The following is a 24,408-nucleotide window of genomic DNA, read 5'->3' as shown; positions in this document are numbered from 1 at the left end:
CCAGCGCGGGCTCAGGAGTCTGCCGTGAGCTTTACCCCCGCCAACCGTTTGTTCCCAGCAACCCGCCTGCGTCGCAATCGCCGTGATGATTTCTCGCGTCGACTGGTCCGTGAAAACGTTTTGACCGTCGATGATTTGATCCTGCCGGTGTTCGTGCTGGACGGTGAAAACCGTCGCGAAGCGGTGGCGTCGATGCCGGGCGTCGAGCGCCTGACCATCGATCTGTTGCTTGAAGAAGCGGCCAAGTGGGTCGAGCTGGGGATCCCGGCGCTGGCGCTGTTCCCGGTGACGCCGCCAGAGCTCAAGTCTCTGGACGCCGCCGAAGCCTGGAACCCCAACGGCATCGCCCAGCGCGCCACCCGCGCCCTGCGTGACCGGTTCCCGGAGTTGGGTGTGATCACTGACGTCGCCCTGGACCCGTTCACCACTCATGGCCAGGATGGCATCCTCGACGAAGAAGGCTACGTGCAGAACGACATTACCGTCGACGCACTGGTTAAACAGGCCCTGTCCCACGCCGAAGCCGGCGCTCAGGTGGTGGCGCCTTCGGACATGATGGACGGTCGCATTCAGGCGATCCGCGAAGCGCTGGAGCTGGCCGATCACGTCAACGTGCGGATCATGGCTTACTCGGCCAAATACGCCAGCGCCTATTACGGCCCGTTCCGCGATGCGGTCGGTTCGGCGCTGAACCTGGGCAAGGCCAACAAGGCCTCCTATCAAATGGACCCGGCCAACAGCAACGAAGCCCTGCACGAAGCGGCGGCGGACTTGTCAGAAGGCGCGGACATGGTCATGGTCAAGCCAGGCATGCCGTATCTGGACATCCTTTACCGGGTCAAAGAAGAATTTAAAGTGCCGACCTTTGTCTATCAGGTCAGCGGTGAATATGCCATGCACATGGCGGCGATCCAGAATGGCTGGTTGAGCGAAGGGGTTATCCTCGAATCCCTGACCGCTTTTAAACGTGCAGGCGCTGATGGCATCCTGACGTACTTTGCCGTCCGTGCTGCTCAATTGTTACGAGAGCAAAAATAGCCCTCCCAGGAACATTCGATGAATACCGAAGTGCTCACTGAAGTTGCCGTAAAAGACGCTCAACCTGTGGTGGAGCCAATCGCCGAAACCCCGCCGGAGCTGGAGCCTGCTCCACCCGCGGTGGTGGCCGAGCCCGTTGTAGCGGCGCCAGCGATTGCCATTCCCGGCCTGGATGACAGCAGCCTGTACATCCATCGCGAGCTCTCGCAACTGCAGTTCAACATCCGCGTGCTGGAGCAGGCGCTGGATGAGTCCTATCCGTTGCTGGAGCGGCTGAAGTTTCTGCTGATCTTCTCCAGCAACCTGGACGAGTTCTTCGAAATCCGTGTGGCCGGCCTGAAGAAGCAGATCACCTTCGCCCGTGAACAGGCCGGTGCCGATGGCCTGCAACCGCATCAGGCCCTGGCCCGCATCAGCGAGCTGGTACACGGTCACGTCGACCGCCAGTACGCGATCCTCAACGACATTCTGTTGCCGGAGCTGGAAAAGCATCAGGTCCGCTTCATCCGTCGGCGTCACTGGACCACCAAGATCAAAACCTGGGTGCGCCGCTATTTCCGCGACGAGATCGCGCCGATCATCACCCCGATCGGCCTCGACCCGACGCACCCGTTCCCGTTGCTGGTGAACAAGAGCCTGAACTTCATCGTCGAGCTCGAAGGCATCGACGCCTTCGGCCGCGATTCCGGTCTGGCGATCATTCCGGCGCCACGTCTGCTGCCGCGGGTCATCAAGTTGCCGGAAGAAGTGGGCGGCGCTGGCGACAATTACGTGTTCCTGTCGTCGATGATCCATGCGCATGCCGATGACCTGTTCCAGGGCATGAAGGTCAAGGGCTGCTACCAGTTCCGGCTGACCCGAAACGCCGACCTCGCCGTCGACACCGAAGATGTAGAAGACCTGGCCCGCGCCCTGCGCGGCGAGTTGTTCTCGCGTCGCTACGGTGACGCGGTGCGTCTGGAAGTGGCCGACACGTGCCCGAAACACCTGTCCGACTACTTGCTCAAGCAGTTCAACCTGCACGAGACCGAGCTGTATCAGGTCAACGGGCCGGTCAACCTGACCCGTCTGTTCAGCATCACCGGTCTGGACAGTCAGCGAGCGCTGCAATACACGCCGTTTACCCCGCAGATCCCGAAACTGCTGCAAAACAGCGAGAACATCTTCAGCGTGATCAGCAAGCAGGACATCCTGTTGCTGCACCCGTTCGAGTCCTTCACTCCGGTGGTCGACCTGCTGCGCCAGGCTGCCAAGGACCCGCATGTATTGGCGGTCCGCCAGACCCTGTATCGCTCCGGCGCCAACTCGGAAATCGTCGATGCGCTGGTCGATGCGGCGCGTAACGGCAAGGAAGTCACTGCGGTGATCGAATTGCGTGCGCGGTTCGACGAAGAGTCCAACCTGCAACTGGCCAGCCGTCTGCAAGCGGCCGGTGCGGTGGTGATTTACGGCGTGGTCGGCTTCAAGACCCACGCCAAGATGATGCTGATCTTGCGTCGCGAGGCCGGCGAGATTGTCCGTTACGCCCACTTGGGCACCGGCAACTACCACGCGGCCAACGCCCGTCTGTACACCGACTACAGCTTGCTGACCTCGGATGACGCGTTGTGCGAAGACGTCGGCAAACTGTTCAGCCAACTGATCGGCATGGGCAAGACTCTGCGCATGAAAAAGTTGCTGCATGCGCCGTTCACGTTGAAGAAGGGCATGCTCGACATGATTGCCCGGGAGACCCAGTTCGCCCTCGACGGCAAACCGGCGCACATCATCGCCAAGTTCAACTCGCTGACCGATCCGAAGATCATCCGTGCGTTGTACAAGGCCAGTCAGTCCGGGGTGCGTATCGATCTGGTGGTGCGCGGCATGTGCTGCCTGCGTCCGGGCATCGCCGGGGTTTCGCACAACATCCACGTGCGCTCGATCATCGGGCGTTTCTTGGAGCACACCCGGGTCTTCTACTTCCTCAATGGCGGCGAAGAGCAGATGTTCCTGTCCAGCGCCGACTGGATGGAGCGCAACCTCGACAAGCGCGTCGAGACTTGCTTCCCGGTCGAGGGCAAGAAGCTGATCATGCGGGTCAAGAAAGAGCTGGAGCTGTATCTCACCGATAACACTCACAGCTGGAGCCTGCAGGCGGACGGCCGTTACATCCGCAATACGCCGACCGGCAACCAGAACCCGCGCAGCGCGCAGGCGACGTTGCTGGAGCGTTTGGGTAGCCCGATTCTGGCGGTCCGTTAACGCGCAAACCCTGTGTGGCGAGGGGGCTTGCCCCCGTTCGGCTGCGTAGCAGTCGTAGAACATTGCACGCGGTGTACCTGATACACCACGACCGCAGATTCTGGGGCCGCTTCGCGACCCAACGGGGGCAAGCCCCCTCGCCACATAAGCTCGCTCCCACATGGGTTTGCGTCGTTTGCTGAATTTTGGACACAAAAAAGGCCTTCCGAAGAAGGCCTTTTTCATTTTCAGCGAACGTTAAGCACAAAGCCGACCCGGGTCAGCCACTCCGCTTCAAGGGCGAAGTCGGCCTGGGTCAGCTGGTTTTCGTCCAGCCAGTTCTCCGGGAACTGCACATCAAGACTGTCGCCGTTGGCGTGCAGCACGACCTGGGGCATTTCCTGGGTGCCACGGATGTGATGGAACAGAATCGCAAAGCGCAGCAGCACGCACAGGCGAATCAGCTTGATGCCTTCATCGCCGAAATCGGCAAACCTGTCCCGGGGAATATTGCGGCGGTGGCCACGCACCAGCAGCGCGAGCATCAACTGGTCTTCGCGGGAGAACCCGGCCAGGTCCGAGTGCTCGATCAGGTAGGAGCCGTGCTTGTGATACTGATAGTGGGCGATGTCCAGGCCCACTTCATGGACCTTGGCCGCCCAACCCAGCAGTTCGCGCCAGACGCCGTCATCCAGCTCCCAATCCTCGGCCACTTGATCGAAGGCATGCAGCGCCTTGCGCTCAACGCGCGCCGCTTGTTCCAGATCGACGTGATAACGCTCCATCAACGAGCTGAGGGTGCGTTCACGGACGTCTTCGTGATGATGACGGCCCAACAGGTCATAGAGCACGCCTTCGCGCAGGGCACCTTCACAGTGGTCCATGCGTTTCAGCTCGAGCGCGTCGAAGATCGCTTCGAGAATTGCCAGGCCCGCCGGGAAGATCGCCCGGCGGTCGGGCTTGATGCCTTCGAAATCGATCTTGTCGACATCGCCCAGTTTGAACAGCTTGCGCTTGAGCCAGGCCAGGCCTTCGGCGTTGACCTCGCCAGTGCCATGACCGCCGGCCTTCAGCGCCAGGCCAATGGCACGGATGGTGCCCGAGGAGCCGATGGCTTCATCCCAGGTCAGGCGGTGCAGGGCGTGTTCGATGCTCATGATCTCCAGCCGCGCCGCGGTGTACGCCTGGGCGTAGCGGGCCGGGGTGATCTTGCCATCCTTGAAATAGCGCTGGGTGTAGCTGACGCAGCCCATTTGCAGGCTTTCGCGCAGCAGCGGTTCGAAGCGCTGGCCGATGATGAATTCGGTACTGCCGCCGCCGATGTCGGCCACCAGGCGTTTGCCCGGGGTGTCGGCGAGGGTGTGGGAAACGCCGAGGTAGATCAGGCGCGCTTCTTCACGGCCGGAGATGACTTCCACCGGGTGGCCGAGAATTTCTTCGGCGCGGTGGATGAACTCGGCACGGTTACGGGCTTCACGCAGCGCGTTGGTGCCGACGATCCGCACGGCGCCGGTCGGCATACCGTTGATCAGTTGGGCGAAACGCTTCAGGCAATCGAGCCCGCGTTGCATGGATTCTTCACTGAGCTGGCGCTCATCGTCGATGCCGGCGGCCAGCTGAACCTTCTCCCCGAGACGCTCGAGAATACGGATTTCGCCGTTCTGGGCCTTGGCCACGACCATGTGAAAGCTGTTGGAGCCCAGGTCGATTGCGGCGATCAGGGACAGATTCTTGGCTTGGGATTGCGGCATGGTCAGGGGGTCTCGGTCGATAACCTCGACATCGTGCCACGATCAAACGCTGACGCCAACGCGTAGGAGCTGCCGAAGGCTGCGATCTTTTACCGCGGGGCATCCGAGGTGTTGCGAATGGCCTCTTCGCGGGCAAGCCCGCTCCCACAGGTTTTTGCGTCGAACACACCATCGCGTTCCAGCAGAGAACCCTGTGGGAGCGGGCTTGCCCGCGAAGGCGGCCTTGCAGGCGCCGAAGATCCCTCAGCCCGCCGCCTCAACCGTCCCAATGAAATTCGCCAGCTCCGCCGTTTGCGGATTGGCAAACAACACCTTCGGATCCCCGACCTCATGCACCTTGCCCTGATGCATGAACACCAACTTATCCCCAACCTCCCGGGCGAAACGCATCTCATGGGTGACCATAATCAACGTCATCCCTTCCTTGGCCAATTGCCGGACCACGCTCAGCACTTCATTGACCAATTCCGGGTCCAGCGCCGAGGTAATCTCATCGCACAGCAAGACCTTCGGCGACATCGCCAGCGCCCGGGCAATCGCCACCCGCTGTTGCTGCCCGCCCGACAACCGATCCGGGAAGGCATCGAATTTCTCCCCCAATCCGACCCGCTCCAACATCTCCCGCGCCAGTTCGGCCGCTTTGGCTTTCGGCACTTTCTGCACCACTTGCGGCGCGAGCATCACGTTCTCGCCAACCGTCAGGTGTGGGAACAGGTTGAACTGCTGGAACACCATCCCGACTTTCTGTCGCAAGCTGCGCAGGTCGGCACGGGCGGCGTCGAGGTATTCGCCGTCGACTTCGATCACGCCGTCGTTGATCGATTCCAGGCCATTAAGGGTGCGCAACAAAGTGGATTTGCCCGAACCGCTGCGGCCGATGATCGCCACCACCTGGCCTTCCTCGACGCTCAGGTCGATGCCTTTGAGTACATGGTGGTCGCCGTAATACTTATGCAGGGCGGAAATTCTAAGCAGAGGCATGCAGTCTCCTTTCCAGGTAGCGCGCACTGAGGGACAAGGGGTAGCAGAGCAGGAAATAACCGAGCGCCACGAGGCCGTAGACCATGAACGGTTCGAAGGTCGCATTGGCGAGCATGCCGCCGGTCTTGGTCAGTTCGGTGAAGCCGATGATCGAGGTGACGGCGGTGCCTTTGACCACTTGCACCGAGAAGCCCACGGTCGGCGCCACGGCAATCCGCAGCGCTTGCGGCAGGATCACGTAGCGCAGTTGCTCCAGCGGGTTCAGCGCCAGGCTCGACGAGGCTTCCCACTGGCCGTTAGGGATCGACTCGACGCAACCACGCCAGATCTCCGCCAGGTAGGCGCTGGTGAACAGCGTCAGGGCAATCGCCGCGGCCATCCACGGCGATATCTCCACCCCGGCCAGCGCCACGCCGAAGAACACCAGAAACAGCTGCATCAACAGCGGCGTGCCCTGGAACAGTTCGATGTAGGTGCGGGCGAAGCTGCGCGGCAGGGTTTTTTTCGAGATGCGCATGACCATGATCAGCAAGCCGATCAGTCCGCCACCGATAAACGCTACCAGCGACAGCGCCAGGGTCCATTGCAGGCCTGTGAGCAGGTTGCGTACGACGTCCCAGAAAGTGAAATCGCTCATTGGCTGCTCCTCGCAATGAATCGGCGGCCAATCCAGTTCAACAACTGGCGGATCAGCAGCGCCATGCACAGGTAGAGCAACGTGGTCAGGGCGTAAGTCTCAAAGGCGCGGAAGTTGCGCGACTGAATGAAATTGGCGGCGAAGCTCAGCTCTTCGGTGGCGATCTGCGAGCAGACCGCCGAGCCCAGCATGACGATGATGATCTGGCTGCTCAACGCAGGCCAAACCTTGCCCAGTGCCGGCAGCAGCACCACATGGCGAAAGGCTTCGAAGCGTGTCATCGCCAGCGCCGCAGCGGCTTCAAGCTGTCCTCGGGGGATCGCCTGGATACCGGCGCGGATGATCTCGGTGGAATAGGCGCCCAGGTTGATCACCATCGCCAGCACCGCCGCCTGCCATTCCGAGATCTGCACGCCCAGTGACGGCAGACCGAAGAAGATGAAAAACAACTGCACCAGAAAGGGCGTGTTGCGGATCAACTCGACGTAGACCGCAAAAATGCCGGCGAACGGACGGATGTTCCACGCCCGCACCAGCGCCCCGACGATGCCCAGACCCACCCCGAGCACCGCGCCGATGGCCGTCAGTTCAAGGGTGAACAGCGCACCGCGCAACAGCAGGTCGGTGTTGTGCACCACCGGTATGAAATCGAACTGATAAGCCATGTTCAGTCTCCGCTACGACGATCAGAGATCAGCCGGCAGCGGCTCTTTGAGCCAGGTCCGGGAGTTCTTCTCCAGCGCGCCGTCGGTCTTGGCAGTGGCGAGGATCTGGTTGACCTTGTCCAGCAGCGCCGGCTCGTTTTTATTCACGCCGACATAGACTGGCGAATCCTTGAGCTTCACTTTCAGCGCCGGAATGCGCTTCGGGTTGCGCTCGCTGATGGTCACCATCACCACGTTGCCGCTGGCGATCAGGTCAACTTGCCCGGCGAGGTAGGCGGCGATGGTCGAGTTGTTGTCTTCGAAGCGCTTGATGGTCACGCCTTCGGGCGCGACTTTGGTCAGCTCGATGTCTTCGATAGCGCCACGGGTGACACTGATGGTTTTGCCCTTGAGATCGTCCAGGCTTTTGATGCTGGCGTCTGGCGGACCGAACACGGCGAGGTAGAACGGCGCGTAGGCACGGGAGAAATCGATGACTTTCTCGCGCTCGGGGTTCTTGCCGAGGCTGGAGATCACCAGATCGACCTTGCCGGTGGTCAGGAACGGAATGCGGTTGGTGCTGTTGACTGGCGTCAGCTCGAGTTTGACCTTGAGTTGGTCGGCCAGCAGTTTGGCAGTATCGATATCAAGGCCGCGCGGCTTCATGTCCGGCCCGACCGAGCCGAAGGGCGGGAAATCCTGAGGCACGGCCACCTTGAGGACGCCGCGCTTGACCACATCCTCCAGACCGTCGGCGTGGGCGGGCGCCTGGCTCAGCATCAGGCTGGCAAACAGGGCGGCGAGGAGGGCGCTGTAACGCTGGGTCATGGCAAATCTCCGAATCGGCGAGAAGTGAATTCTGCGGATCGACAGAGCATGGGCCGTGCCAAGAGTCGGTTTTGGATGCCGCAGGCCGCGGTTTTGCTGGATTCGTTCGGTCTTACTGGTCTGAACAGTTTGGCGGCGTTTCGCACCCCGATAGCGCATTGCCGGATTTCTCCGAACCCCCATGGGGCACGACTTGCCGGGCGTCGTGAATAGCTTTACAACTGACCGCTCATTGGCCTGGTTCGTCTGAAAAACCATGAACTCGATCTCTCGCGCCGTACCTGAAGTGGCGCTGCAAGCCATCCGTAAACTGATCACCGAGCAAGGTTTCGGGCCGGGCGATGCCTTGCCCTCGCAACGGGATTTGGCGGTGCAATTAGGCGTCAGCCGCGCGTCGCTGCGCGAAGCGTTGTCGTCGTTGAGCGCGTTAGGGGTGATCAGCATCCAGCCGGGCAAAGGCGTGTTCGTGCAGTCACCGGTTGATTTGCCGCGAGGTGATGCGGGGCTGAGTTGGCCGTTCGCGGCCCAGGCCTCGCCGCTGGACATCTTCCAGTTGCGCTATGCCCTGGAAGGCTTTGCCGCCGGTTTGGCAGCGGTGACCCTGAGCACTCACGAGCTCGATGCACTGGAAGATAACGTCGCCGCCATGCGCCTCGAATTGAAGGCCGGCGACTTCGAGGCTGCGGCGCGACTTGATTTCGAGTTTCACCGGCGCATCCTGCTGGCGAGCGGCAATCAGGCGATGCTGAGCATTCTGACGGCCAGCGCCGACATCTTTCTGGAGAGCCAAAAGCTACCGTTCATCAGGGCCGAGCGGGCCATGGAAACGTGGCAGGAACACCGCAAAATCCTCCGCGCACTGGCCCGGCGGGCGTCTGGCGCAGCGCAGAAGGCCATGCAAGAACATGTGCGTAACGCGGCATTGCGCACTGGAATTGCCTTCGTCGCTCCCGCCACCTCGTGACTTGAGCTATACCCAAACTCATGCGGCACCATAGCGAGACTCAATCATCTGCACCTTCCTGAACGAGGGAAGGGCGGCTATGATGGGCCACGTTTTTTTGCTTACAACCTGGAGACTTCCATGAGCAGCGATCTTATCAAACACGTCACCGACGCTAGCTTCGACGTCGACGTCCTCAAGGCCGAAGGCGCTGTACTGGTCGACTACTGGGCTGAATGGTGCGGCCCTTGCAAAATGATCGCTCCTGTTCTGGACGAAATTGCTGAAACCTACAAAGGCAAGCTGACCGTTGCCAAACTGAACATCGACGAAAACCAGGAAACTCCGGCCAAGCATGGCGTGCGTGGTATCCCGACCCTGATGTTGTTCAAGAACGGCAACGTTGAAGCGACCAAGGTCGGCGCACTGTCGAAGTCGCAACTGGCTGCTTTCCTCGACGCCAACATCTAAGCGTCGTTTAAGCGTCATCAAAAAGGCCCCGCACATCGCGGGGCCTTTTCGTTATTGAGGGCTAGACGCTCCGAAACTCAGGTGGTACATTCGGCCCCGCACTGGTTTCTCCATTGCCCCCTGCTAGCCGTCGCCGACGCACTCCTTTTCGAATAAGTACGCGATCCTGTCGCCTTCTCTGCGGCGCGGCCTCATTAAGCCCAAAAGCTTAATTTCCCCCCCTCCATAAATGATTACGTCATTCCTATATGAATCTGACTGAACTCAAGCAAAAGCCGATTACCGAACTGCTCGAATTGGCCGAACAGATGGGCATAGAAAATATGGCCCGTTCGCGCAAGCAGGACGTGATTTTCTCCCTGCTCAAAAAGCACGCTAAAAGCGGCGAGGAAATTTCCGGTGATGGCGTGCTGGAGATTCTCCAGGACGGCTTCGGCTTCCTTCGCTCCGCTGACGCTTCCTATCTCGCCGGCCCAGACGATATCTACGTCTCGCCGAGTCAGATCCGTCGCTTCAACTTGCGCACCGGTGACACCATCGTTGGCAAGATCCGCCCTCCAAAGGAAGGCGAGCGTTATTTCGCGCTGCTCAAGGTCGACACGATCAACTACGATCGTCCCGAGAATGCGAAAAACAAGATTCTCTTCGAGAACCTGACCCCGCTGTTCCCGACTGTGCGCATGAAGATGGAAGCCGGCAACGGTTCCACCGAAGACTTGACCGGTCGTGTCATCGACCTGTGCGCCCCGATCGGTAAAGGCCAGCGCGGTCTGATCGTTGCACCGCCGAAAGCCGGTAAAACCATCATGCTGCAGAACATCGCGGCAAACATCGCACGTAACAATCCTGAAGTTCATTTGATCGTATTGCTGATCGACGAACGTCCAGAAGAAGTGACCGAAATGCAGCGCACCGTGCGCGGCGAAGTGGTTGCCTCGACGTTCGATGAGCCGCCAACCCGCCACGTGCAGGTTGCCGAAATGGTGATCGAGAAGGCCAAGCGCCTGGTCGAACACAAGAAGGACGTGGTGATCCTGCTCGACTCCATCACCCGTCTGGCTCGCGCCTACAACACCGTGATCCCGAGCTCCGGCAAGGTACTCACCGGTGGTGTCGATGCCCACGCCCTGGAGAAACCGAAACGTTTCTTCGGCGCCGCGCGGAACATCGAAGAAGGCGGTTCGCTGACCATCATCGCCACCGCGCTGGTTGAAACCGGCTCGAAGATGGACGAAGTGATCTACGAAGAATTCAAAGGCACGGGCAACATGGAACTGCCGCTGGATCGTCGTATCGCCGAAAAACGCGTCTTCCCGGCCATCAACATCAACCGTTCCGGCACCCGCCGCGAAGAGTTGCTGACAGCCGACGACGAGTTGCAACGCATGTGGATCCTTCGCAAGCTCCTGCACCCGATGGACGAAATCGCTGCCATCGAGTTCCTGGTCGACAAGCTGAAAACGACCAAGACCAACGATGAGTTCTTCCTGTCGATGAAACGCAAGTAAGTCGATAAGGCCAAGAAGCCGGGGAAACCCGGCTTTTTGCTATCTGATTTTTGATGAACCGGCAGTTCGTGGTTCTGAATAGAGGGGTTCGGCGCTAAACTGCCACCCCCGAACGGCACGGCCAATACGAGGCTCACGCATGCAGTATCGCGACTTGCGCGACTTTATCAGCGGTCTGGAAAAGCGCGGCGAACTCAAGCGCATCCAGGTTCCGGTGTCCCCAGTGCTCGAAATGACCGAGGTCTGCGACCGCACCCTGCGTGCCAAAGGTCCGGCCCTGCTTTTCGAAAAGCCCACGGGATATGACATCCCGGTGCTCGGCAACCTGTTCGGCACCCCTGAGCGCGTGGCGCTGGGCATGGGCGCAGAAGCGGTCAGCGAATTGCGCGAGATCGGCAAGCTGCTGGCGTTCCTCAAGGAGCCCGAACCGCCCAAAGGCCTGAAAGATGCCTGGTCCAAGCTGCCGATCTTCCGCAAGATCATCGCCATGGCGCCGAAAGTCGTCAAAGACGCGGTGTGCCAGGAAATCGTCATCGAAGGCGACGACGTCGACCTCGCGATGCTGCCGGTGCAGACCTGCTGGCCGGGCGACGTCGGCCCGCTGATCACCTGGGGCCTGACCGTCACCAAAGGCCCGAACAAGGACCGCCAGAACCTCGGTATCTACCGTCAACAAGTGATCGGCCGCAACAAGGTCATCATGCGTTGGCTCAGTCATCGTGGCGGCGCGCTGGATTACCGCGAGTGGTGCGAGAAGCACCCTGGCCAGCCGTTCCCGGTGTCCGTGGCATTGGGCGCTGACCCGGCAACGATTCTCGGCGCTGTAACACCTGTACCGGACAGCCTTTCCGAATACGCTTTCGCTGGCTTGTTGCGTGGCAACCGCACCGAACTGGTGAAGTGCCGTGGCAACGACCTGCAAGTGCCGGCCACCGCGGAGATCATCCTTGAAGGCGTAATCCATCCGGGCGAGATGGCCGATGAAGGCCCGTACGGCGACCACACCGGTTACTACAACGAAGTCGACAGCTTCCCGGTGTTCACGGTCGAGCGCATCACCCACCGGATCAAACCGATTTACCACAGTACCTATACGGGTCGTCCGCCGGATGAGCCGGCGATTCTCGGTGTGGCACTGAACGAAGTGTTCGTGCCGATCCTGCAGAAGCAGTTCCCCGAAATCACTGACTTCTACCTGCCGCCCGAAGGCTGCTCGTATCGCATGGCCATCGTGACCATGAAGAAGTCGTATCCTGGCCATGCCAAGCGGGTAATGCTCGGTGTCTGGTCGTTTTTGCGACAGTTCATGTACACCAAGTTCGTTATCGTCTGTGATGACGACATCAACGCACGCGACTGGAACGACGTGATCTGGGCCATCACCACGCGCATGGACCCCAAGCGCGACACGGTGATGATCGACAACACGCCGATCGATTACCTGGACTTCGCCTCGCCGGTTTCCGGCCTGGGTTCGAAGATGGGGCTCGATGCCACGAATAAATGGCCGGGCGAAACCACTCGCGAGTGGGGCCGGGTGATCGTCAAGGACGAAGCCGTTACCCAGCGGATCGATGCCATCTGGAATCAGTTAGGAATAGATTGATGCGTGTAACCTTGCAGCCCTCCGGAGCAGTGCTAGAGATTCTGCCCGGCGAGCGGATTCTCGACGGCGCACGGCGTCTGGGCTATGAATGCCCGCAAAGCTGTCGAAACGGCAATTGCCACGTGTGCGCCGCGCTGTTGGTGGAAGGGCGGGTCGAACAAGCCGGCGATGTGCGCGACCATGGCGAGTTCTACACTTGCATTGCAGAGCCGCTGGAAGACTGCATCGTGCTGTGGGATGGCGTGCTCGCGCTGGGAGAATTGCCGGTGCGCAGCTTGTCATGTCAGGTCATTGAGTGCAGGGACGTCGGCGGCGATACCTGGCGTGTACGTCTGCGAGCTCCGGCTGGCAAGCCACCGCGTTATCACGCCGGCCAGTACTTGATGATCGAGCGCGAGAATGGGGAGAAATCCGCATTCTCCCTGGCATCGGCACCGCATGGCGGGCGTGATCTGGAAATTCATGTACTGGCGCGCGAAAGCAGTGCGCTGAGCCTGATCGACCAGTTGCAACGCAACCCAATGGTGCGGATCGAAATGCCATTCGGCGACACCCATCTGGCGGAACTGCCGGACGGTCCACTGGTGCTGATTGCCGCGGGCACCGGCATGGGCCAGATCCATAGCCTGATCGAACATTGCCGCGCCAAGGGCTTCAAGCATCCGGTGCATCTGTATTGGGGCGTGCGTCGTCCTGAAGACTTTTATGCCATCGAACATTGGGACGAATGGCTGAAACTGCCCAACCTGTTCCTGCATAAAGTCGTCAGCGATCAATGCGGCTGGCAGGGGCGCTGCGGGATGCTGCATGAGGCGGTGTGCGAGGACTTCCCCGATCTGAAACCCTTGCATGTCTACGCCAGCGGCTCTCCGGCCATGGTCTACGGCACGCTGGATGCTTTGGTCGAAGCCGGGATGGATGCCCATCAAATGCGCGCAGATGTGTTTGCGTACGCGCCGCGATTTTGATCCTCGATCTTGATCCCCCGCTCTTAATCGTTATAACTCTCTATATAGCCGATCGGTATTTATAAAATTATATAAATGCCGGTAGGTTATATGTCATTCAGGCAATTATTTAAGAACTGTGCCATGGCACTTAAATTGCCTTAAAACTTATGTGCCTTATTGTTACAGCGGTGCGTTCTATTAAGTAATTCTTCACCCGCGGGGAGCTGAACGCTAATCGCCATGAGCGCCATTGAATCTGCTTTTTTGAATCTGGCTTACCCTCCGCAGCTCGATCTGGGGCCGCAGCTCACGCACGAACAATTAGTCAGCTCAATGCAGTCGACCATGGCGCGCCACAAGGGCGGGCCGGTGTGGCTGTTCGCTTACGGTTCGCTGATCTGGCGTCCTGAATGTGCAGCGGTGGAGCGAGTGCGGGGTCGTGTGCATGGCTACCATCGCGGTTTGTATTTGTGGTCCCACGAACATCGCGGCACACCCGAAGTGCCTGGGCTGGTATTCGGCCTGGATCGCGGTGGTTCTTGCAGCGGCTTCGCCTATCGCTTGCCGGAAGAACAACTTGAAGCCTCTCTTTACGCACTTTGGCAGCGCGAAATGCCATTCCCGTCCTATCGCCCACACTGGCTCAACTGCCGTCTTGAAGACGGAAGTCAGGTTCAGGCGTTGGGTTTTGTATTGGAGCGGCATCTGCCCAGCTATGCGGGCAACTTGCCGGATCACGTGCTGAGTCATGTGTTCGAAAACGCTTGCGGGCGTTACGGCACCACTCGCGATTATGTCGAGCAGACCGCCCACGCCCTGCGTAGCCACGCCATGCCAGACCGGAATCTGGAGGCGCGGCTCAAGCGCTGCAAATCAAAAACCGATCAGGCGATTGCTTCGCGGCTCTGACTGGCGACTTGTTTGTGCCACAGCGTCGGCGCCAGGAACGCCATCGCCAGCAGGCACGCGCCGATCAGTAAGACGAAACCGCCATCCCAACCGAAGTGGTCCACGGTGTAGCCCATCGCTGCACTGGCCGCGACCGACCCCCCCAGATAACCGAACAGACCCGTGAAGCCCGCTGCCGTACCGGCGGCTTTCTTCGGCGCCAATTCCAGCGCTTGCAGGCCGATCAGCATCACCGGGCCGTAAATCAGGAAGCCGATCGAGACGAGCGCGATCATGTCGACTGTCGGGTTGCCGGCCGGGTTGAGCCAGTACACCAGGGTCGCCACGGTCACCAAAGCCATGAACACCATGCCGGTCAGGCCACGGTTGCCACGGAAGATCTTGTCCGACATCCAGCCACAGAGCAGCGTGCCCGGAATACCTGCCCATTCGTAGAAGAAGTAGGCCCACGAGGTTTTATCCACAGTGAAGCCCTTGGCTTCCTTGAGGTAGGTCGGTGCCCAGTCCAGCACGCCGTAGCGCAACAGGTAGACGAAGACGTTGGCCAGGGCGATGTACCAGAGCATTTTGTTGCGCAGCACGTACTTGACGAAGATTTCCTTGGCGCTGAATTCTTCTTCGTGGCTGGCGTCGTAGCCTTCCGGATAGTCGTTCTTGTACTTCTCGATCGGCGGCAGGCCCACCGATTGCGGGGTGTCGCGCATGGTGACGAAGGCAAACACCGCCACCGCCATGGCGACCGCCGCCGGCACGTAAAACGCTGCGTGCCAATCATTGAACAGGCCCATGCCGAGCAGGAACAGCGGGCCGATCAGGCCGCCACCGACGTTATGCGCCACGTTCCACAAGGACACTACTCCACCGCGTTCCTTCTGCGACCACCAGTGCACCATCGTCCGCCCACTCGGCGGCCAGCCCATACCCTGGGCCCAGCCATTGATAAAGAGCAGGATGAACATGATGGTCACGCTGGACGTCGCCCAGGGCGCGAAGCCGAAAATGAACATCACACCGGCCGATACCAACAAGCCGAAGGGCAGGAAGAAACGCGGATTGGAACGGTCGGACACAATGCCCATCAGGAACTTGGAAAGGCCATAGGCAATGGCAATGGCCGACAGCGCCAGGCCCAACTCGCCGCGGGTATAGCCCTCTTCGATCAGATAGGGCATGGCCAGGGAGAAGTTTTTGCGCAGCAGGTAATAGCCGGCATAACCGATAAAAATACCGGCGAAGATCTGCCAGCGAAGGCGTCGGTAGGTGTTGTCTATTTTTTCTTCAGGCAATGGAGCCTGATGTGCGGCAGGACGAAAGAAAGCAAACATTCAAGAGCTCCAGATTTCTTGTTTTGACTGCGGATGCGAATGTTACAGTTTCGTTACCGAAAATAGCACCGGTTCGCATCGGCCAAATAGCGGAAATGCTGGAGATTGCATGTTCTTTTATGAACATGTCGCTCAGGTATAAATGTAGGGCGTTGTGGGAAAGGTTACTTGCAGATCTACGTGCCGCATTTCGGTCCAGGGTAGGACGAGGCTTTGGGAAATGTCCTTCGTGTGTATGGGAAGTCGTGGCGTTTTGTTCCCAGGACAATAAAAAGCGGTCTGAACAACTTCATTTGAAGTCCAGACCGCTGCATTGGGCTCAGCGAACCTGAACCACCACTTTCCCGACCGCTTTGCGCTGGCCAAGATCATTAATCGCCTGCCCCGCATTGCTCAGTGGATACACTTGCGACACCAACGGCTTCAACTTGCCCTCGGCGAACCAGCCAAACAATTGCTGGAAGTTCGCCGCGTTGTCTTGAGGCTGGCGCTGGGCGAATGAGCCCCAGAACACGCCGATCACCGCTGCGCCTTTGAGCAGCGCGAGGTTCACGGGGAGTTCGGGGATGCGTCCGCTGGCGAAGCCGACTACCAGCAGGCGGCCATTCCACGCGATGGCGCGGATGGCCTGGTCGAACAGATCGCCGCCGACCGGGTCGTAGATCACGTCGGCGCCTTGGCCATCGGTCAGGCGCTTGATTTCGTCCTTGAGACTGGTTTCGCTGTAGTTGATCAACTCATCGGCACCGGCGGCCTTGGCTACTGCGAGTTTTTCGGCGCTGCTGGCGGCGGCGATCACGCGGGCGCCCATGGCTTTGCCGATTTCCACGGCGGCCAGGCCGACACCCCCGGACGCGCCGAGTACCAGCAAGGTTTCACCCGGTTGCAGGTTTCCCCGTTGCTTGAGCGCGTGCATCGAAGTGCCGTAGGTCATGCTGAACGCGGCGGCGGTGTTGAAATCCATCGATGGCGGAATGGGCAGCACGTTGTAGCCCGGCACCGCGACCTGTTCGGCGAAACTGCCCCAGCCGGTCAGCGCCATGACCCGGTCGCCCACCTTGAGGTTGCTGACTTTTTCGCCTACTTGGCTGACTACGCCAGCCGCTTCGCCGCCCGGGGAAAACGGGAAGGGCGGTTTGAACTGGTATTTGCCCTCGATGATCAGCGTGTCCGGGAAATTCACCCCGGCGGCGTGCACGTCCAGCAGGATTTCATTCTTCTTCGCGACAGGACTGGCGACGTCTTCCAGCACCAGCGATTCGGCAGGGCCGAAGGCTTTGCACAGCACGGCTTTCATCAGGGCTATTCCTTTGGGAGTGATGGCCGATAAGTGTAGGTGTGTGAGTCGATGGGTCAACGAGCATGCCCGGCCCTGATAGTCAGCCATAAGCTTGTGCTTGAGCGGCGGGTCGTTATGCTAGGCCGCAAACCGGATAAGGAGCGAATTGTGAAAGCGTGGATCATGTTGTTGCTGGCCCTGTCTCTGCCTGTGGCAGCGATGGCCGAAGAAGCCAAAGAAGGTGCAGCGCCGAAGGTCAATTACATCACCCTGAGCCCGCCGTTCGTGGGCAATTACGGGCTGGACGGGACGCCGAAGCTCAAGGTCTACAAGGCCGATGTGGCGTTGCGAGTGACCGGTGATGAGGCGACCAAACTGGTGAAAGCCAACGAACCGTTGATTCGTAATCAACTGGTGGCGTTGTTTGCCCAGCAGACCACTGAAGCGATGAACAACGTCGAGGCCAAGGAAAAGCTGCGTCAGGAAGCCCTCAAGCAGACCCAGCAAATCATGAGCGACGAAACCGGCAACCCGGTGGTTGAGGATTTGTTGTTCAACAACCTGATCATCCAGTAATGCTGGATCTGTAGGAGCAAAGCTTGCTCGCGATAGCGCCCACAAGACCGCCATCGCCGCCAAGCCGTGCTCCTGCATTCAGGACGCCAGACTCTTGCGAAACCGCATCAGCGCAATCGCAAAGAACAGCAGCCCAATGACCGTGAGTGCCAGCAAGTCCGGCCAGACCACGCTCAGCCCGGCGTCGCGAAACAGTATCGCGGCACTGAGGCTGACGAAGTGCGTCGATGGCGAACCCTGCATCACCCATTGCAGCCATTGCGGCATGCTGTCGAGTGGCGTACTGCCACCAGATAGCAGCAACATCGGGATAATTACCGGAATCGCCAACAAGCCGAACTGCGGTGTCGAGCGGGCGAGGGTCGCGAGGAATATCCCCAGGGCTGTGCTGGCGAACAGATAAACGGCAGTCACCAGTAAAAATAAGGTTATCGAGCCGGCCAGCGGCACGCCGAGCGCACCTTTGACGATCACTTCCAGCGACAGCCAGGTGCACAGCACCACCACCAGCATGTTGCTCCAGATTTTCGCCAGCATGATTTCCAGCGCTGTCAGCGGCAGCACCAGCAAATGGTCGAGGGTGCCGTGTTCGCGCTCACGCAGCAGCGCCGTGCCGGTCAGGATGATGGCGAGGATGGTGATGTTATTGACGATCTGAATCACCGCCAGGAACCAGCCTCCCTCCAGATTCGTATTGAACAGCGAGCGAGTGGTCAGCAGGACTGGCGCTTTACTCGCCACATCGCTCTGGCCGCTGTAATTCAACAATTCGCGCTGGAAAATCCGCCCTATGTAACCCGCCCCCATGAACGCCTGGCTCATGGCCGTGGCGTCGACATTCACTTGCACGGCAGGCTGGCGACCGGCCAACAAATCCGTCTGAAAGTTCGCCGGCACATTGATCACAAACGTGTACTGGCCGCTGTCCATGACCTGATCGAGTTGCCCATAGGGCAGCAAGACCGGGCGTTGAAACTCCGGCGGTTGCAGCGCCTGCGCCAGTTGTCGCGACACTAGGCTGTGATCTTCGTCCACGATAGCCACGCTGGCGTTATGCACGCCGATCACCGAGCCGGCAGCCGGCATATAGATCGCCACCGTGAAGGCGTAGAAGAGGAACAGCAGCAGGACGCTGTCATGCCGCAAGCTGGTGAGTTCCTTGAGACCCAGGCGCAGGATGTGCGCGAGCTTGTGCATCAGGCCTCCTGCTTTTTCAGCATGACCAGGCTGAGCCCGGTGAATCCGAGAAAGAACCCGAACAGCGCCAGGCATTGTGGCCAAAGCTGTCGTATATCCAGGGCCTTGGTGAAAGTGCCTACCGCGATATCGAGAAAGTGACCCGCGGGGAACAGCATGCCCATCACGGATGCCGCACCCTCCAGGGACGAGCGCGGCACAATCAGCCCGGAAAACTGGATGGTCGGCAAGCTGGTGATGATCATGGTGCCGAGGATGGCAGCGATCTGGGTTCGGGTGAACGCCGAGATCAACAGGCCCATGCTGGTAGTTGCCAGCACATAAAGCAGTCCACCAAAGGTCAGGGTCAGGAAGCTGCCCTTGAACGGTACACCGAACAGCCACCGGTTCATGGCGACCAGTACCGCGAGGTTGACCAGGCTGACTGCCAGATACGGTACCTGTTTGCCCAGCAGGAACTCGAGTCGGGTCAGCGGCGTGGCGTAGAAGTTGGTGATCGAACCCAGTTCTTTCTCCCGTACGATGCCCAGCGCTGTCAGCATGGCTGGGATGAACGCCAGGATCAGCGCCATGACGCCGGGGCCGATGGCGTTGACGCTGACCACGTCCTGGTTGTAGCGGAAGCGGGTTTCCAGTCGGGCGGCTGCTTGGCGGTTCAGCGCGGGGCTGCTCTGTTCGGCCAGCTGTTCAATATTGGCCAGGTGCACGGCCTCAACGTAGTTGCGGCTGGTCTCGGCGCGAAACGGCATGCCACCATCGAGCCAGGCAGCCACGACCGGTTGACGCCCGGCGTACAAGTCCCGGCCAAAACCCGGCGCAATCTCAAGTGCCAGTTTGATTTCAGAACGCTGAAGGCGGCGATGCAGCTCTTTGGCATCGCGGATAGAGGGTTGTTCGTCGAAATACCGAGAGCCGCGAAAGGCTTCCAGATACGCGCGGCTCTGCGGCGTCTGATCCTGATCGTAGACGGCGAAGGCGAGTTTCTCTACGTCCAGGGAAATGCCGTAGCCGAAGATCACCATCATGAAAATTGCCCCGAGCAGGGCAAAGGCCATCCGCACTTTGTCGCGCAGCAGTTCCTTACCCTCACGACTTGCTACCGCCATCAGGCGCCCGAGACTGAAGCCGCGATCTTTCTTGGGCATGGCCGGCATGACGGGCGCATTCGCAGGCTCTGGAGGTTTCGCTGGTTCAGGCGTGTTTTGGGCCTGCTCCAGGCATGTGACAAATGCAGCTTCCAGTGTTTCGCCTTTGAACTGTTGTTGCAGTGCTGGCGGCGTATCGCAAGCCAGCACCTTACCGGCATGCATCAACGAGATGCGATCGCAACGTTGGGCTTCGTTCATGAAATGGGTGGAGAGGAAGATGGTCACACCTTGTTCACGGGACAACTCGATCAGCAGTCGCCAAAAGTCGTCCCGCGCCGCCGGGTCGACGCCGGAAGTCGGTTCGTCGAGGATCAATACTTCCGGGCGATGCAACACCGCCACCGCCAGGGACAGGCGTTGGCGCAAGCCCAAAGGCAGCGCCCCGGACTGCTGATCGCAAACGCTGCCCAGATTGAAGCGCTGGATCAGCTCATCGATGCGTTGTGTGCTTTGGGTTGTGGGCAAATCGAACAGGCGCGCGTGCAAATCCAGGTTCTGCCGCACGCTGAGTTCGCCATACAGCGAAAAGCTCTGGGACATGAACCCGACCCGTTTGCGGGTGGCCAGGTCCTTGGCATTCACCGGATTGCCCAGCAGCGTGGCACTGCCTTCACTGGCGGGTATCAGCCCGGTGAGGACTTTCATTGTGGTGGTTTTGCCGCAGCCGTTGGAACCGAGAAAGCCAAAGATTTCGCCACGACCGATGGCAAAACTGACCTTGTCTACAGCAGTGAAGTCGCCGAAGCGCAGGGTCAGAGCGTGGGCTTCGATAGCGATATCGGTGGTGGTGCCGGTTCGAGGCGGGATCACCAGAGGCTGATGGTCGTGGCTGCTGTCGCCCTGATAGTGGGTGAAGGCTTCGTCGAGTTTGCCGCTGGTTGTGACTGCCCGTAATTCCTTGCTTAACCCGGTGGCAATCAGCTTGCCGCCATCGAGCATCAGGCAATGCTCGAACTGCTCGGCCTCCTCCATATACGCGGTGGCAACCAGCAGTGTCAGTTGTGAACGCTGGCGCCGCACATCGTCAATCAGTTCCCAGAAATGCCGACGGGACAGGGGATCGACGCCGGTTGTCGGTTCATCAAGGATCAGCAGATCCGGCTCATGGATCAACGCACAACACAGGCCCAGCTTCTGTTTCATGCCGCCGGACAGTTTGCCGGCCGGGCGCTCGGCAAAGCGCAACAGGTCGGTGGCCAATAACAGATTGTGCATGCGCTGATCGCATTCAGCTTTTGACAGGCCGAACAGGGTGGCGAAAAAGTGGATGTTCTCGCTGATCGACAACTCGGGGTAAAGGTTGCCCCCCAGGCCTTGGGGCATGAAGGCGATGCGCGCATAGAGGGTATTGCGATGGCGGCGATCCTGGATTGAGCCGCCGAGCACTTCCAAATGGCCCTGCTGCAGCGTTTTCACCCCGGCGATCAGCCCCAGCAGACTCGATTTTCCAGCGCCATCGGGGCCGATCAACCCGCAACGGGTTCCGGCGGGCAGGCTGAACGTGATGTCACTGAGCGCCTGTTGTTTGCCGTAGCGATGATTGATGCCGGTAGCTTGAACCGCCTGGCCGGTCATTGCAGATTGGCCGGCCAGGCAACGGAGGTGGTGCGCACATAGCCAGCACCGGGCATGCCGGGTTTGGCTTGCGGCATTGCCTTGGGATCCGTCAGGTGTAACTTGACGCGGAACACCAGTTTTTGCCGCTCATCGCGGGTCTCGACCTCTTTGGGGGTGAATTGCGACTTGGCAGCCACAAAGCTGATTTTTGCCGGCAGGGGACGGTCGGGCAGGGCATCGAGCAAAATCCGCGCTTCATCGCCCACCGCCAGGCGTCCAGTCACGGAGGCCGGGAGGTAGAGGTTCATGTATTGATCGTTGGGGTCTATCAGCACTAATACGCGTCCCCCAGCCCCCAGCACCTCACCGGCTTCGGCCATGCGCAGCTGGATCACTCCGTCGATAGGGGCTCGCAAACTGCTGTCATCGATTTCGCTGGTCAACATCGCGACTTGGGCTTGTGCCGCACCAATCGCTGCGCCAACGGCTGACACCTGGGCTCTAGACGAGGCGACCGAAGCGATGCTGGTGTCGAGACGTGCCTGCTGTTGATCGATAATCTGGCCGCTGACGAAACCGTGTTTGAACAGTTCCTGAGAGCGCTTGAGTTCCTGCCGGGCCAGCAGTTGCTCGCTCTGGCGCAATTGCACGTTGGCTTGTGCGGCGTTGAGGTTTTCCCGGGCGCGCAACACTTCAGCTTCGGCCTGGTGGCGTTGGGCTTCAAGGGTGCGGGTGTCCATGCGGGCCAGCAGCTGGCCCTTGGTGACCTTGTCGCCTTCATCGACAAGCACCTCTGCCAGTCGGCCCGATGTCTTGCTGGCGATCTGCACTTCGGTGGCTTCGAGACGGCCGTTGCCGACATACAAACCTTCGGGCAACCGGTCATGCATCGACTTCCAGTAGCCAAAACCACCGGCGGCCAGCAGCAGTACCATTAAAGCGCTGGTGAAAAAAATTGAAGAGCGGCTGTGCATAGACATGCGGGCATCCTGCGGCTGTTGCGTCCTAGTCTGGTTGATCGAACGCCGAGGCGCGTTGATACCAGTCAACTGGGGGCCAAGCCTAACCCTGTTCGGTGCTGAAAAGAGGGTGACCGGGTGGTTCTGCTGTATTTAACGTAAATCGAGCACCGTAGCCCATTGCGCGTTTGTCACCGGCATCACCGACAGGCGCGAACCTTTCTGCACCAGCGGCATCTCGGCCAGCGCCGCCTGCTGTTTCAGGTAATCCAGCTTAAGCACCTTGGGAAACGTCTCGACATGCGCGACATCGATCGCGCTCCAGGCGTTTTTCTCTGCCGTGGCTTTCGGATCGTAGTAAGGGCTTTCCGGCTCCAGCGCCGTCGGGTCCGGATACGCGGCTTCGACGATCTTTCCGATCCCGGCGATCCCCGGTTCGGGGCAGCTTGAGTGATAGAAGAAAAACTCGTCGCCTACGGCCATGGCCCGCAGAAAATTACGCGCCTGGTAGTTGCGAACCCCGTCCCAGCGCGCCTTGCCGAGCGTCTCCAGGTCCTTGATCGAGAGTTCGTCGGGCTCGGATTTCATCAGCCAATAAGCCATGGTTTTTGCTCCTTGCGAAGTGGTGGGCAAGTTGTCCGGGGATTTTATGACAAACCGACGGTCGGTTGACGCCAGTGTTTGCGTGTCGGTTCACGTTGTCGCAAAATGCCGGCCTTCTAAGCTTGACGCTGCTGCACGGCCTACACCTGAAACGGAAACCGCTGCTGTCATCGTGTTGATGTGCCTTTGGGGGGCAATCGATGAAACGCAAACCGGATTTACTATGGATTTTGGTTATTTTGTTCGGCCTCGGCGTCGTGACTACCGGCTATGCCCAAAGCCTGTGGAGCAACAAGACTGACGCACCGATCGAAATCGCGCAGCAACAACAGCCGTCGGCCTTCAAGCGCTGAACCTGTCTTCGGGCGCCGCTGATTCCAGTGGCGTCTAGCCGGCGAAATACCGCGCCTTGTCTGTCACCGTTCCCTGTAACGGCACATCCCAGCTCGCTTGAGCCAATCGTTCGACCTTCTGACATTCATGGGCCAGCCCCAATAGCGTCGGCTTGCGCCAGTTTTTACGTCGTGCCAGGTACGCCAGGCTTCGATCATAAAAACCACCGCCCATGCCCAGGCGTCCGCCGACATCGTCAAACCCCACCAATGGCAACAGCACCAGATCGAGCGCCCAGACTTTGCGTTGCCGGGCGAGGTTGTGCCGGGGTTCGAGAATACGGAAGCGGTTGGGTTTGAGTTTTTCGCCGGGGCGAATTCGCTGGAACACCATTTTGGTTCGTGGCCAGGCGCTGAGTACCGGCAGATACGTCGCCTTGCCCCGACGTTGAGCGGCACGCAGCAAAATGCGCGGGTCGATTTCACCGTCGGTGGGCAAATACAGGGAGATATGTTTAGCGCGGCGAAACAACGGCTGCTGGGCCAGTTGCTTGTACAGCCCGCGAGCGGCCTGGCGTTGCTGACTGGGTGTCAGTGCGCGGCGGGCCTTGCGCAGCATGCGTCGAAGTTGCGGGCGGGGCAGCAGCGCAGGTTCGGTCATGAATTCGGCTTCAGAAGGGCAAGTACGTAAAGCGTACCCGTAAAAAAGCCGATGCCGGTATTTAAACCGGCATCGGACTGGAATCAGGCTCCCCGGATGAACCGCTGCTGACTTAGCCCTTGAACCCGAAAGTTCAAGGTGGAAGATGCAGTAGGCTTTAAGGCTTTCCGTCTAGCGGACATGCACACCAGCCCAACGTGCAACTTCCAGGGTAGTGCGAATCGGCTCAGGGACGTGGTCAACTGGCAAGCACCCCAGGGAGTGATGCGAGTATACCCCAAGCGG

General features: G+C 59.7%; 22 protein-coding genes and 1 other RNA gene. 10 read left to right on the top strand and 13 right to left on the bottom strand.

The genetic code is table 11. From position 1 onward, the window contains the following. Window positions 1-24: 24 nt before the first annotated feature. Window positions 25-1,038, top strand: coding sequence for a porphobilinogen synthase (hemB, locus tag AC3WP4_RS13045; RefSeq protein ID WP_102616168.1), 1,014 nt, complete (start codon window positions 25-27; stop codon window positions 1,036-1,038). Between the two features lie 18 nt (window positions 1,039-1,056). Continuing rightward, window positions 1,057-3,279 carry a polyphosphate kinase 1 gene (gene ppk1 / locus AC3WP4_RS13040; protein WP_074871855.1) on the top strand — a complete coding sequence of 741 codons (2,223 nt, stop codon included), beginning with the start codon at window positions 1,057-1,059 and terminating at the stop codon, window positions 3,277-3,279. 227 nt (window positions 3,280-3,506) lie between these two features. On the opposite strand, the gene ppx is transcribed toward ppk1, so the two are convergent. The 5 genes from ppx to AC3WP4_RS13015 all read right to left on the bottom strand — a co-directional run bounded on the left by ppx (window position 3,507) and on the right by AC3WP4_RS13015 (window position 8,099). Next, a complete protein-coding gene (ppx, locus tag AC3WP4_RS13035) occupies window positions 3,507-5,009 on the bottom strand; it encodes an exopolyphosphatase (RefSeq protein ID WP_074871853.1) in 1,503 nt (500 codons plus the stop codon). A gap of 243 nt (window positions 5,010-5,252) precedes the next feature. Continuing rightward, window positions 5,253-5,990: an amino acid ABC transporter ATP-binding protein gene (locus AC3WP4_RS13030; protein ID WP_076029342.1), complete on the bottom strand. Its 738-nt coding sequence runs from the start codon at window positions 5,988-5,990 to the stop codon at window positions 5,253-5,255. After that, window positions 5,977-6,627 carry an amino acid ABC transporter permease gene (locus AC3WP4_RS13025; protein ID WP_076029343.1) on the bottom strand — a complete coding sequence of 217 codons (651 nt, stop codon included), beginning with the start codon at window positions 6,625-6,627 and terminating at the stop codon, window positions 5,977-5,979. Before AC3WP4_RS13025 ends, AC3WP4_RS13030 begins: the two co-directional genes overlap by 14 nt. After that, entirely contained in the window at window positions 6,624-7,292 is a 669-nt protein-coding gene (locus AC3WP4_RS13020; protein WP_076029344.1) for an amino acid ABC transporter permease, read from the bottom strand. Before AC3WP4_RS13020 ends, AC3WP4_RS13025 begins: the two co-directional genes overlap by 4 nt. A 21-nt stretch (window positions 7,293-7,313) precedes the next feature. Then, entirely contained in the window at window positions 7,314-8,099 is a 786-nt protein-coding gene (locus tag AC3WP4_RS13015; RefSeq protein WP_033060641.1) for a transporter substrate-binding domain-containing protein, read from the bottom strand. Between the two features lie 256 nt (window positions 8,100-8,355). Here AC3WP4_RS13015 and AC3WP4_RS13010 point away from each other — a divergent pair, with 256 nt between their 5' ends. The 6 genes from AC3WP4_RS13010 to AC3WP4_RS12985 all read left to right on the top strand — a co-directional run bounded on the left by AC3WP4_RS13010 (window position 8,356) and on the right by AC3WP4_RS12985 (window position 14,486). Further along, on the top strand, window positions 8,356-9,063 hold the full coding sequence (locus AC3WP4_RS13010) for a FadR/GntR family transcriptional regulator (protein WP_102616166.1): 708 nt from the start codon (window positions 8,356-8,358) through the stop codon (window positions 9,061-9,063). Window positions 9,064-9,183: 120 nt separating this feature from the next. Continuing rightward, window positions 9,184-9,513 carry a thioredoxin TrxA gene (trxA, locus tag AC3WP4_RS13005; protein WP_008150340.1) on the top strand — a complete coding sequence of 110 codons (330 nt, stop codon included), beginning with the start codon at window positions 9,184-9,186 and terminating at the stop codon, window positions 9,511-9,513. A 248-nt stretch (window positions 9,514-9,761) separates the two neighbouring features. After that, window positions 9,762-11,021 (top strand): transcription termination factor Rho, encoded by a 1,260-nt coding sequence (rho, locus tag AC3WP4_RS13000; protein ID WP_007942421.1) that lies wholly within the window; start codon window positions 9,762-9,764, stop codon window positions 11,019-11,021. A 139-nt stretch (window positions 11,022-11,160) separates the two neighbouring features. After that, the gene (gene ubiD / locus AC3WP4_RS12995) at window positions 11,161-12,627 is read left to right on the top strand and encodes a 4-hydroxy-3-polyprenylbenzoate decarboxylase (RefSeq protein WP_074871848.1); all 1,467 of its coding nucleotides are present in this window, start codon (window positions 11,161-11,163) and stop codon (window positions 12,625-12,627) included. Then, window positions 12,627-13,595 (top strand): CDP-6-deoxy-delta-3,4-glucoseen reductase, encoded by a 969-nt coding sequence (locus tag AC3WP4_RS12990; RefSeq protein WP_102616165.1) that lies wholly within the window; start codon window positions 12,627-12,629, stop codon window positions 13,593-13,595. The genes ubiD and AC3WP4_RS12990 overlap by 1 nt, the downstream gene beginning before the upstream one ends. 222 nt (window positions 13,596-13,817) lie before the next feature. After that, entirely contained in the window at window positions 13,818-14,486 is a 669-nt protein-coding gene (locus AC3WP4_RS12985) for a gamma-glutamylcyclotransferase (protein ID WP_074871845.1), read from the top strand. Here AC3WP4_RS12985 and glpT read toward each other — a convergent pair. Continuing rightward, on the bottom strand, window positions 14,462-15,811 hold the full coding sequence (gene glpT, locus AC3WP4_RS12980) for a glycerol-3-phosphate transporter (protein WP_074871843.1): 1,350 nt from the start codon (window positions 15,809-15,811) through the stop codon (window positions 14,462-14,464). The genes AC3WP4_RS12985 and glpT overlap by 25 nt on opposite strands. A 319-nt stretch (window positions 15,812-16,130) precedes the next feature. Beyond that, window positions 16,131-17,108, bottom strand: coding sequence for an NADPH:quinone oxidoreductase family protein (locus AC3WP4_RS12975; protein WP_102616164.1), 978 nt, complete (start codon window positions 17,106-17,108; stop codon window positions 16,131-16,133). A 150-nt stretch (window positions 17,109-17,258) separates the two neighbouring features. Between AC3WP4_RS12975 and AC3WP4_RS12970 the strand changes: the two genes are divergently transcribed. Further along, window positions 17,259-17,666, top strand: a complete 408-nt coding sequence (locus tag AC3WP4_RS12970) for a flagellar basal body-associated protein FliL (protein WP_074871839.1) — start codon at window positions 17,259-17,261, stop codon at window positions 17,664-17,666. A gap of 78 nt (window positions 17,667-17,744) precedes the next feature. Here the strand turns inward: AC3WP4_RS12970 and AC3WP4_RS12965 are convergent, their stop codons facing one another. The 4 genes from AC3WP4_RS12965 to AC3WP4_RS12950 all read right to left on the bottom strand — a co-directional run bounded on the left by AC3WP4_RS12965 (window position 17,745) and on the right by AC3WP4_RS12950 (window position 23,130). After that, a complete protein-coding gene (locus AC3WP4_RS12965; RefSeq protein ID WP_074871837.1) occupies window positions 17,745-18,863 on the bottom strand; it encodes an ABC transporter permease in 1,119 nt (372 codons plus the stop codon). Then, a complete protein-coding gene (rbbA, locus tag AC3WP4_RS12960; protein ID WP_102616163.1) occupies window positions 18,863-21,586 on the bottom strand; it encodes a ribosome-associated ATPase/putative transporter RbbA in 2,724 nt (907 codons plus the stop codon). Before rbbA ends, AC3WP4_RS12965 begins: the two co-directional genes overlap by 1 nt. Next, entirely contained in the window at window positions 21,583-22,548 is a 966-nt protein-coding gene (locus tag AC3WP4_RS12955; protein ID WP_102616162.1) for an HlyD family secretion protein, read from the bottom strand. The genes rbbA and AC3WP4_RS12955 overlap by 4 nt, the downstream gene beginning before the upstream one ends. A gap of 132 nt (window positions 22,549-22,680) precedes the next feature. Next, window positions 22,681-23,130 carry an EVE domain-containing protein gene (locus AC3WP4_RS12950; protein ID WP_102616161.1) on the bottom strand — a complete coding sequence of 150 codons (450 nt, stop codon included), beginning with the start codon at window positions 23,128-23,130 and terminating at the stop codon, window positions 22,681-22,683. Window positions 23,131-23,330: 200 nt separating this feature from the next. Here AC3WP4_RS12950 and AC3WP4_RS12945 point away from each other — a divergent pair, with 200 nt between their 5' ends. After that, complete coding sequence (locus AC3WP4_RS12945) at window positions 23,331-23,483, top strand: hypothetical protein (protein ID WP_008024268.1); 153 nt, start codon at window positions 23,331-23,333, stop codon at window positions 23,481-23,483. 34 nt (window positions 23,484-23,517) lie between these two features. On the opposite strand, the gene AC3WP4_RS12940 is transcribed toward AC3WP4_RS12945, so the two are convergent. Continuing rightward, window positions 23,518-24,123: a 5-formyltetrahydrofolate cyclo-ligase gene (locus AC3WP4_RS12940; protein ID WP_074871830.1), complete on the bottom strand. Its 606-nt coding sequence runs from the start codon at window positions 24,121-24,123 to the stop codon at window positions 23,518-23,520. Between the two features lie 85 nt (window positions 24,124-24,208). Next, window positions 24,209-24,387: non-coding RNA, 6S RNA (ssrS, locus tag AC3WP4_RS12935), on the bottom strand. Window positions 24,388-24,408: the final 21 nt, after the last annotated feature.

It is taken from the genome of Pseudomonas sp. FW305-20, from assembly GCF_058788075.1.
The sequence above is the reverse complement of the archived record's forward strand: the minus strand, read 5'-3'. Positions and strand labels throughout refer to the sequence as shown.